General features: G+C 43.9%; 11 protein-coding genes and 1 pseudogene. 8 read left to right on the top strand and 4 right to left on the bottom strand.

Translation table 11 applies throughout. The features are described 5' to 3' along the window. A partial coding sequence (locus IQ229_RS23655) for a methyltransferase domain-containing protein (protein ID WP_228013031.1) occupies nucleotides 1-185 on the bottom strand: 185 nt, incomplete at its 3' end. A 191-nt stretch (nucleotides 186-376) separates the two neighbouring features. Then, nucleotides 377-1180, bottom strand: coding sequence for a Uma2 family endonuclease (locus IQ229_RS02400; protein WP_194040945.1), 804 nt, complete (start codon nucleotides 1178-1180; stop codon nucleotides 377-379). A 149-nt stretch (nucleotides 1181-1329) separates the two neighbouring features. Here IQ229_RS02400 and IQ229_RS02395 point away from each other — a divergent pair, with 149 nt between their 5' ends. From IQ229_RS02395 to IQ229_RS02365, 7 genes are all read left to right on the top strand, one after another. Continuing rightward, nucleotides 1330-1710, top strand: coding sequence for a hypothetical protein (locus IQ229_RS02395; RefSeq protein ID WP_194040943.1), 381 nt, complete (start codon nucleotides 1330-1332; stop codon nucleotides 1708-1710). Nucleotides 1711-1737: 27 nt separating this feature from the next. Beyond that, entirely contained in the window at nucleotides 1738-1908 is a 171-nt protein-coding gene (locus IQ229_RS02390) for a hypothetical protein (protein ID WP_194040941.1), read from the top strand. A gap of 244 nt (nucleotides 1909-2152) precedes the next feature. Next, on the top strand, nucleotides 2153-2947 hold the full coding sequence (locus tag IQ229_RS02385; RefSeq protein WP_194040939.1) for an SDR family oxidoreductase: 795 nt from the start codon (nucleotides 2153-2155) through the stop codon (nucleotides 2945-2947). Between the two features lie 241 nt (nucleotides 2948-3188). Then, nucleotides 3189-3527, top strand: a complete 339-nt coding sequence (locus tag IQ229_RS02380) for an antibiotic biosynthesis monooxygenase family protein (RefSeq protein ID WP_194040937.1) — start codon at nucleotides 3189-3191, stop codon at nucleotides 3525-3527. A 41-nt stretch (nucleotides 3528-3568) separates the two neighbouring features. After that, nucleotides 3569-3799: a hypothetical protein gene (locus tag IQ229_RS02375; protein ID WP_194040935.1), complete on the top strand. Its 231-nt coding sequence runs from the start codon at nucleotides 3569-3571 to the stop codon at nucleotides 3797-3799. A 410-nt stretch (nucleotides 3800-4209) separates the two neighbouring features. Next, a complete protein-coding gene (locus IQ229_RS02370; protein WP_194040933.1) occupies nucleotides 4210-4347 on the top strand; it encodes a hypothetical protein in 138 nt (45 codons plus the stop codon). Nucleotides 4348-4357: 10 nt separating this feature from the next. Then, complete coding sequence (locus IQ229_RS02365; RefSeq protein WP_194040931.1) at nucleotides 4358-4516, top strand: type II toxin-antitoxin system HicB family antitoxin; 159 nt, start codon at nucleotides 4358-4360, stop codon at nucleotides 4514-4516. Nucleotides 4517-4611: 95 nt separating this feature from the next. On the opposite strand, the gene IQ229_RS02360 is transcribed toward IQ229_RS02365, so the two are convergent. Continuing rightward, nucleotides 4612-6768 carry a polyribonucleotide nucleotidyltransferase gene (locus IQ229_RS02360; RefSeq protein ID WP_194040929.1) on the bottom strand — a complete coding sequence of 719 codons (2157 nt, stop codon included), beginning with the start codon at nucleotides 6766-6768 and terminating at the stop codon, nucleotides 4612-4614. A 101-nt stretch (nucleotides 6769-6869) separates the two neighbouring features. Further along, nucleotides 6870-7415: a GNAT family N-acetyltransferase gene (locus tag IQ229_RS02355; RefSeq protein ID WP_194040927.1), complete on the bottom strand. Its 546-nt coding sequence runs from the start codon at nucleotides 7413-7415 to the stop codon at nucleotides 6870-6872. Nucleotides 7416-7558: 143 nt separating this feature from the next. On the opposite strand from IQ229_RS02355, the pseudogene IQ229_RS02350 reads away from it, so the two are divergent. After that, a pseudogene (locus IQ229_RS02350) lies at nucleotides 7559-10176 on the top strand (DEAD/DEAH box helicase); the annotation flags it as partial.

The following is a 10176-nucleotide window of genomic DNA, read 5'->3' as shown; positions in this document are numbered from 1 at the left end:
GGGTCATAGCCTATAATATCATAACCTTTTTGGCGCAATATTTTAACATCATTACCAAACCCACAACCAAAGTCTAGTATTTTGCCTTGGAGAAGGTTTTGATTTAATAAAAACTGTGCCGGAAATGATAGATAACTTCTTTCGATCGCAGTAAGATGGCTGAACAGATTTTTTTGCTGTTTCATAGAATGAATTTTGGTGCTGATGTCCCAAAATTATTATTCCCAGCATTTGTTTAGGTTATGCGATGTCTACGATGGTCACTGAGCGGCTGATGAGCGGAGTCGAACCATACCCCCCTCCGGGGAAGCAAGCAAGCTACGCGGAGCGTCTGTCTGCGACACGCTGCGCGAACGTAGAGAAGCGCGGACTACGCCTACGCATCAGGGTCAATACCTAGCTCACGTAACTTAGCTGCTAATATATCAGCACGCTGGCGTTCTTGTTCAGCACGCTGGCTTTCCTGTTCAGCACGCTGGCTTTCCTGTTCAGCACGCTGGCTTTCCTGTTCAGCACGTTGGCGTTCTTGTTGGGCTTGTTCGCTACTCCATAACAGCAAATTTCCTTCTCTATCCCACCAGCGCAGCCAATTCATAGTTTGGCATAATCTTTCACCTTGCCAAATTCCGAGGAATAACTCTAACTCAGGAATCCAAAAGCGTCCATTAGCGTCTGCTTGCTGCAAAGTATATTGTCCATTTTGTAAGCATCGTATTTCTAGACTGGGTTCGTAAGGGTCGTAAGTTACGTAGGTTGGAACTTGGAGAATCTTTTCGTAATAATAGAGTTTCCCGTAAGGCGAAGTTGAACGGACTGATAATTCTCCGCCTTCTGTATCTGAGAGAAATTCCATCACTACAGCCACAGCAGCACCTTCTAAATTTGGGGTATAGCTGCGACGAACTACATTTGTTCCCACAGACTGCACTTGAGGAACGTAAAACCAGTCTGGGGCTTTGACAACGATTTTTTTGTTGACTGTGGCTACAAGTCCAAAGTTAGAGCCAATCAGCATTTGAGGCTGGATGCGTCCTGTGCTTCCCAAAGCATCGGTAAGCGCAGCAGCGATCGCAGGTTGTTGAATATTTTCCACTGGATCGTCTGGTAAAATGAAGTCGGCTGGAAGTGCTTCCCAAGTAACAATTGGTTCTTTTTGGATGGGGTTAACTTGTAGAACCATAAAATTACTCCTAATATCCATGCACAGTATATTAGTTATTTTTAACAAATCTTCAGCCAGCATCGCTTTTAAGTTAAAAACCCACAAATCTGGAAAGATTTCTCTGGCAGGTGTATATACTCGTAGTCAAGCACTTAGCAGGCGTGAGTATGATAGTTGAGTGGGTCACTCTCTGGATAGGTCAAAAAGCGGTTGGATTTCTTGTCAAAACTATTATTAGCGAAGAATTTTTCAAAGATTTAGTCAAGGACTACGCTAAAGATTTTCTCAAACATATCTTTAATAATGCTGTCACCGCGCCCTTTAAGCAAGAACCGCTTCAGAAAGCTGTAGTCATGGCGCTGACCGAATTTTTGCAACTAATGCAGCAGCAGTTCAAGGTTCGTTGCAAACTTGATGAAGCTGAAATTCAAAATTATGCTGAAGATATCAAGAAATTTATCCGTGACAAGTCGGTTAAAGAAATTTTTGGTCAGGCTTTTGATATTAATAGGACTTACGCAAGTGTCACAAAAAAATCGGATTTGTAGTTTGTAGTAAGGGCTTTAGCCCTTATTTTGAGGACTAAAGTCTGGCGAGAATTACCTAGAGATAGAAGCGAACTGTATAAAGAGGCTTCAGAAGTTTTGCTGCATAATTGGGACGACGGACGCAATTTAAAGCCTGATGAATGTCTGGACATTATTGATTATAAAGATAAACAGGCAATGTTGCGTCCTGGAGTTTAGACTAAATGGGTAAAGGCAAAGAAAAGAATAGAGGGTCTGATTGAACACAGACCCCTTTTGACAGATTCTGAGAGAAGAACCACCAACTCTCATCTATCTGCCAACGGGCGGGCACTTGGTATCTCGGCTCGATACCCCGGACACCATATATTTCAAGGCAAACGCACCAAAATGTGCGAAAAACAAAAATAATGGGTACTTAGCTATTCCCGTAACGAAATTAACAACCTGAAAGGAGATTGATATGGTTACCATACATTCTGATACCAACCCAACCTCAGATATTTCTAAGTTGATGAACAATCGTGTGGTTCTAATTACAGGAGCTAGCCGTGGAATTGGTGCCGCAACCGCTAAACTGTTCGCTCGTCACGGTGCGGCGATTGGAGTCAACTACTACAGTAGTGAAGCGGCAGCTCAGCAGGTCGTGGATGAAATTATATCAAGCGGGGGCAAAGCTCTGGCAGTCAAAGCAGATGTAAGAGAGCTGCAGCAAGTTGAGACAATGGTACAACAGGTTGTAGATAAATTTGGCACGATTGATACCCTCATCGCTAATGCCAACGCTGCTTTTTTTGTGTCTTTGTTTGTCGATACTCCCTGGGAAAATTTTGAAGCCAAGTTGCTTGGAGAGGTCAAAGCGACATTTTTTCCCTGTAGAGCAGTTGTTCCATCGATGATTGAACAGAAACGAGGTTGCATCATTGTGGTTAGCAGTGGTGCGTCTCGAACGTCCGGCGAAGGTCTTTCTGCCCACAGTACCGCCAAATCTGCCTTAGATGCTTTCGTCAGAAGCCTTGCCTTCGAATTAGGTCCGCAAGGGATTCGGGTCAACGCCGTTGCACCAGGATTGACCCTCACTGATGCTACGGGATCGTTGCCCCAGCAGGCGCAAGATGCTGCTGCACAGCAGGCACCCTTGCGAAGAAATGGACTACCAGAGGATGTTGCAGGTGCGATTTTACTATTAGCCTCTGAGGAAGCGAGATTTATTACTGGAACTTATTTACCTGTGAGTGGTGGAGTTCAAATGCTTTGAGTTAGAAGCTATTTCGACATGATTCAATAGAGTTCTTGCATAAGTGGGTAATAAGGTACAAATAGTCAATACCTTCGCCAAAATAAAGAGGGCCTTCCGTAGTAGAGTTATTGTTTACCACAACTACAACTCAAAAACCACCATTCCTCTCGTTTTTGGAAGTGAGCGCTTGTGGCTAGAATAGCACTATTCATGGAATTCCTCGCCGTTTCTCTTGTATTCCTTTTTGTTGGAGAATTAAATGCCTAGTATTTCAGAAAATAATGAAATCTTCACAGTAATCATCATGTTTACTGTAGAGCCAGAGCAACAACAGAAATTAGTTGATGTGATTATAAGCGAGGTAGAACGGTGGGTTCAATATCGTCCTGGCTTGGTGTCATCGCACTTCCATAAGAGTCTGGACGGCACTAGGATAGTAAATTATGCTCAATGGGCAACAGAAGAGGCATGGCAGGCATTTACTCAAGACACCGAAGCCACCGTCCTGCGGCAAAAAATAGAAAGTGTTGGTAAGGAAATCTCACAGGACGTACATTCTTATAAGGTGTACAGAAGTATTGAGCCTGCAAAAATATAGCTGGTAGGGCTGATCCAGTGCTAAGCGCGTCTACACTTCCCATGAGTGGCATAGTCCTTAGCAAAAGCTGGGATCAGACTAACAGTAAGTCCCGACGCACAGTAGTAATGGGACAGGTTGGCTTGTCGTTCTATCAAGTCAAAGCAGCTTTGATTCAGATGGTGTTGGAACTTGGCTACACGGTTGAGGTAAGGGAAGGATCTCACAAGCAGATATTCCCACTGTTGGGAACTGGTAAGATTGATTTGCCAGGGCAAACGCATCTTAATTAATCTTGACAAAAACCTTAATTAGTGTATTAACGGCAGAACAAGAATTTATTGTTTGATTGGTTTTTCAGGGGTTAAGGCGATCGCTTAAAATCTTGTCAATAAGCGGGAATTAATGCGATTATTTTGAGATTTATTGACATTGAGAGGTTCTTGTTGACAAGATACGTTTGCCCTGGCCACGGTAGATATAATTTGGAGGATTAACGGAGATTTCGCGGCAGAAAACCAAACCTGTGCGCTCAGATTCCCGACAATCCTTTCTTAATCCTTGGCATACCGGGCATCCGCCATGCTCGAAATATTTGAATCCAAAGATTTTTACGCTTGAAGATTGTATTTCATCAACTTAGCACTGCTAGGTCATTTTTTGCTGCTTAGTCTAAACTCCAGTGCGTCAAGTTGCTTATCTTATGCAAACCAGTGAAAAAGGTTTAGCTGGCAACATTATCTATGCGGATGATTTGGAAGCAATCTTTACTAAATATCTGCAAAGTATACCAGTGAGTGATGCCAGAGATAAAGCCAGACGGTTGATGAAACAACTATGAGTGTTTTGTTGTGAGTCTTCCTGAATGGGGATTTTGTCATACTCACGGAGATACTTACAAAAAAGCTTTCAAAAATGCTCAAGAAGTTTTAGAAATGCTGATTGAATCATCTTTGACTGACGGTCAACCTCTACCAGAGCCGAAAACACTAGAAAAGTCGTTAAAATAATTCGTAATTTGTCAAATTAGAGAAGCATACGGCGATGCCTTCACGATAGGCATCGCGGATTTTAGATTTAATCTAATCTAAAATCCCAAATCGAGTTACCGATTCACCGCCGCTGCTTCTCTTGCTGCTGTTGCTTGATCTGGGTGAATACCCAAGCGGGTGAGATTAATCCGACCTTTGTTATCAATTTCGCGCACTTTGATAATCACTTCATCGCCCACCGCTACTTCATCCTCTACTTTGCCAACGCGGTAGTCAGCTAGTTGAGATATGTGAATCATGCCTTCTTTTCCAGGCAAAAATTCCACAAATGCACCTATCGGTATAATCCGAGTAATGCGTCCTGCATAGACATCTCCTTCGTGCAACTTGCGGGTCATGCCTTGGATGATATTTCTGGCTCTCTTCGCCTTGTTCTCATCCACAGCGGAAATTGTCACGGTGCCATCATCTTCGATGTCAATTTTTGCACCAGTTTCCTCTGTGATTCCCTTAATAGTCTTGCCTCCAGGCCCGATGACCAAACCAATCATGTCTGAATCAATCTTGATTGTTAACAGACGTGGAGCATAAGGTGAGGTTTCAGTCCGTGGCGTGTCAATGCAGGCGAGCATTTTCTCCAGAATGTGCAATCGGGCTGCTTTGGCTTGGTGGACGGCTTGGGCAATAACCTCCAAAGACAAACCGGAGATTTTCATATCCATTTGCAAGGCGGTAATCCCGGTATCCGTCCCGGCAACTTTGAAGTCCATGTCGCCCAAAAAGTCTTCAATGCCTTGGATGTCCGTCAGGACTCGTACTTCGTCGCCTTCCTTAATCAGACCCATTGCCGCGCCACTAACGGGTTTGATAATTGGTACACCAGCATCCATCAGGGCGAGGGTGGAACCGCAGACTGAACCCATTGAGGTGGAACCGTTGGAGGAAAGTACTTCCGATACGATGCGAATCACGTAGGGAAATTGTTCTTTGGACGGTAACACAGGTATTATCGCTCGTTCTGCCAATGCCCCGTGACCAATTTCACGCCTTCCTGGGGCCCGCATTGGCTTGGTTTCACCAACTGAGAACGGCGGGAAGTTGTAATGATGCAGATAACGCTTGTGCTGATCTAGCTGCATGTCATCGTTGAGGTTTTGAGCATCCCCAGGTGTACCCAGAGTACAAGTGGATAATACCTGAGTTAGTTCCCGGTTAAATAAACCGCTGCCGTGGACTCGCTTTGGTAAGACATCAACTAAACAAGAAACCTGACGCACTTGATCGAGTTTACGACCATCAACGCGGACGTTATCTTCGATGATTTGTCGCCGCATGAAGTGTTTGGTAATATCTTTAAAAGTGTTACCAAGTGCCTTCTTATTTGCAGTTGCAGCAACTCGAATTGGGTCTTCTTCTGGCAGTTCGGTAATCGTCGCGGCAATTTCATCCTTGACGACATCTAAAGCTGCATCGCGTTGGGGTTTGGTGAAACTAAATTGAGACAGGATTTTCTTAATCTCGCCGCTGGCGCGATCGCGGATATAATTTTCTAGCGTTTGGTCTACTTCTGGTGGTGCTTCTTGCACTATTACTAGACCCAATTCTGCAATTAAATCTTGCTGCGCTTTGATTAAGTCCCGCACTGCTTCATAACCAAAGTCAATCGCCTCAAGAATATCTCGCTCTGGCAACTGATTGGCTCCCGCTTCCACCATGATCACGCCATGTGGTGAACCTGCTACTACCAGATCCAAATCTCCAGCTTCAGTTTCTGCATAAGTGGGGTTAATAATGAAATCATCTCCCACTAAACCAACCCGCACTGCTGCCATTGGTCCATTAAAAGGAATCTGGGCAATCAGGGTAGCGATGGAAGCGCCTGTAACTGCTAACACATCGGGTGGAACTAACTCGTCCATCGACAGCGTTAAGGCAATAATTTGCAAGTCATCCCGCAACCATGACGGGAACAAGGGACGCATGGGACGGTCTATAAGACGGCTGGTGAGAATTGTTTTTTCTGGTGGACGACCTTCGCGCCGCATGATCCCGCCGGGAATCCTACCAGCGGCATATAGCCTTTCTTCATAATCTACAGTAAGGGGAAGAAAATCAATGCCTTCTCTGGCTTGCGATCGCGTAGCCGTCACTAAAACTGATGTGTCCCCTGATTCTATCAAAACCGACCCACCTGCCTGGGGAGCTAGTAGGCCTACTTTCAGTCGAATATCCCTTCCATCGAAGGATATTGACTTATCAACTTCTGCCATTCAGTTTTTTTTCCTTCTCTTTCGCTATTCTCTTTCTGTGGCAATCCTAACATTTATGCCCTATGGCTGACTTCTAGTACATACAAAGATAGACAAGTCGTTTAACGCAAAGTGCGATACAAGATTAGCGCGTCTACCACCTGCCCATTCTCTAGCTTCGCCGCGCCCGGAATTCGCCCAATAATCTCAAATCCTAACGACTGCCAAAGTGTAATTGAAGGTATATTAGTCTCAAAGACCAAATTAAACATTACTGCTTCGTAGCCCAGGTTTGCTGCGATCGAAAGCATAGCCTCTCCCATGAACCGTCCTAAACCTTGACCGCGTAACCCAGGTTGTACAATAAAACCAGCGTTGCAAATATGGCTACACCGACCGGGAAAGTTTGGCTTTAAATAAAACGCCCCTAATATTTCTTTTGGCTTGTGTGTAGGATCTACAACAGATGTCCTGACAACAAAGGCATCCTTGCTTAACCAGTAAGCTGAAAATTCTGTAGGAGATAGAGGTTGCTTTTGGGGATAAGTTTTACCTTCAACAATTACAACATTGAGTAACGATCTTACAACCTCTTTTTCTTGAGTATGCATATAATCCAGTTCCACTAACATCCCATTTTTTAAGACTTTAATTAGGGGAAAATTCATTATTAACAATGTTTATGTGGAATATTTACTTAAATATTTATTATATGAGAAAGTTGGGCAATAAATCTTCTTGAGAAGATGCAAAAAGTAGAATATTTGCGATTTTAATTCTAGAGTTTTGGGAAAATCTGAGTAGTTAGCAAATGGCGATTTTACACTGTAATTGGTTACTAAAAAATCAAAATGGTTGTTTATTTATTTGGGGGGAAACTTGGCGATCGCCACGAGTGAATTTCGAGTCTAATGGATCTGAAAATATCCCAGTACATCCATTGGCAATGACATCAGTTGAGTTGAGTGAGTGGTTGCGATCGCAGAACATGGCAATTACCAACTTCATCCAAAAACCTCAAGTTGCGTTTGCCCCTGGCGTTGGCGGAGCCATCGCAACTACTGGGCGATCGCGCAAAGCCGCCAGTGCGCCTGAGATCAGTTTGCCAATGCACTCCCAAATCATCGCCCTACCAACTTATATCCCAGAAAGCAGTGATGAAGGAACAACAGCGATTTTCCCTGTACATTCTGCCAGCTTGGGCGAAAATACAGACTTCCCGCAATATTTGCAACCGTGGCGAGTTGAGGGTTTTTGTCTCAACCCCAGCGAAGCAGTAAAATTTCTCGCTGCGATTCCCCTAAATGCTGCGAAAGGGGAAGATGCTTTTTTGGGTGGAGATTTACGCTTTTGGTCGCAGGTTGCCCGATGGAGTTTAGATTTAATCTCTAGGTGTAAGTTTTTACCAACAATAGATCGACAATCAGATGGTGCATTTGCTGCCAAATGGCGAGTACTTTTAGACAGTGCAGTAGATGGAACTCGCCTAGAAAGATTTTCTGGGAATATACCGTTGGTTTGTCGCACTTATCAAGAGGGATTGGAGACTGGGGAGGATTTTTCCCAATCTCTACTTTATGTAGACTTTCCCACAGAACCTCAAGAATTACTTTTGGGATTTCTCAACAGTACGATAGATGCCCAAGTGCGAGAAATGATGGGTTCGCAACCTCCAATTGAAGCTAAGGCGATTGCATCTTTACCGTCTGGGGTGCGACAGTGGTTGCCAGCCTTAACTAGTGCATCTCATATAGTTAATGCAGATGCAATTGAAGTGGAAAGACTGGAAGCGGCATTGAAGGCTTGGACTATGCCGCTACAATACCAATTAACTCTTAAAAGTCTATTTCGTACCTGTTTTCAACTGCGTTCTCCAGAGTCTGGCGAAACAGATTGGACATTGGCGTATTTTTTGCAAGCGGCTGACAATCCAGAGTTTTTAGTGGATGCAGCAACTATTTGGAACAATCCAGTTGAAAGATTGGTTTATGAAAATCGGACAATTGACCAACCACAAGAAACATTCTTGCGAGGTTTGGGAGTAGCTTCCAGATTATATCCAGCGATCGCACCCAGCTTTGAAACCGAATATCCCCAATCTTCTCGGATCACCCCCATTCAAGCTTATGAGTTTATCAAAGCTGTAGCTTGGAGGTTGGAAGACAGTGGTTTAGGAGTAATTTTGCCTCCCAGTTTAGCGAATCGTGAAGGATGGGCGAACCGTTTGGGTTTGAAAATTACCGCTGAAACCCCAAAGACAAAGCAGGGACGTTTAGGGTTACAAAGTCTACTAAATTTCCAGTGGCAATTGGCAATCGGTGGACAAACTATTTCTAAAGCTGAGTTTGATAAACTTGTGGCTTTAAATAGTCCGCTAGTAGAAATTAACGGTGAGTGGGTAGAATTGCGACCCCAAGATATCAAGACAGCCCAAACATTTTTTACCACTCGCAAAGACCAAATGGCGCTTTCTTTGGAAGATGCCTTGCGTTTCAGTACAGGCGATACTCAAGTAATTGAAAAATTACCAGTGGTTAGCTTTGAGGCATCTGGGGCATTGCAAGAGTTGATTGGGGCGTTAAGTAATAATCAAGCGATCGCACCTTTGCCCACACCAACAGGCTTCAAAGGGCAGTTACGACCTTATCAAGAACGTGGCGCTGCTTGGTTGTCATTCTTGGAACGTTGGGGCTTGGGGGCGTGTCTTGCCGACGATATGGGACTCGGTAAAACTATCCAGTTCATTGCTTTTCTGCTACATCTCAAAGAACAAGATGCACTAGAAAATCCAACACTATTAGTTTGTCCAACTTCTGTTTTAGGTAACTGGGAAAGGGAAGTCAATAAATTTGCACCAAACCTGAAAATTTTGCAATATCACGGTGACAAACGACCAAAAGGTAAAGCCTTTTTAGAAGCAGTCAAAAGCAGTGCGGGAATTAGAAGCGACATTTCGGATTGCGTTGACGGGGACACCAGTAGAAAATAGACTGCAAGAACTCTGGTCTATTTTGGATTTTCTGAATCCGGGGTATTTAGGGAATAAGCAATTTTTCCAGAGGCGGTTTGCCATGCCAATTGAAAAGTATGGTGATACGGCTTCTTTGACTCAATTACGTTCATTAGTGCAACCATTTATACTGCGGCGATTGAAAAGCGATCGCGACATCATTCAAGATTTACCAGATAAGCAAGAAATGACCGTATTTTGCGGTCTAACTGGTGAACAAGCTGCACTTTATCAACAAGTTGTAGAACAATCTTTAGTAGAGATAGAATCTGCTGAAGGATTGCAACGCCGGGGGATGATTTTGGCTTTGCTAATCAAACTCAAACAAATCTGCAATCACCCAGCCCAATATTTGAAGCAGGCGACATTAGAGCAACATAATTCAGCTAAACTTCTGCGGCTAGAAGAAATGTTAGAAG

Origin of the sequence: Nostoc cf. edaphicum LEGE 07299, from assembly GCF_015207245.1 — a bacterium.
GTDB lineage: Bacteria > Cyanobacteriota > Cyanobacteriia > Cyanobacteriales > Nostocaceae > Nostoc > Nostoc edaphicum_B.
The sequence above is the reverse complement of the archived record's forward strand: the minus strand, read 5'-3'. Positions and strand labels throughout refer to the sequence as shown.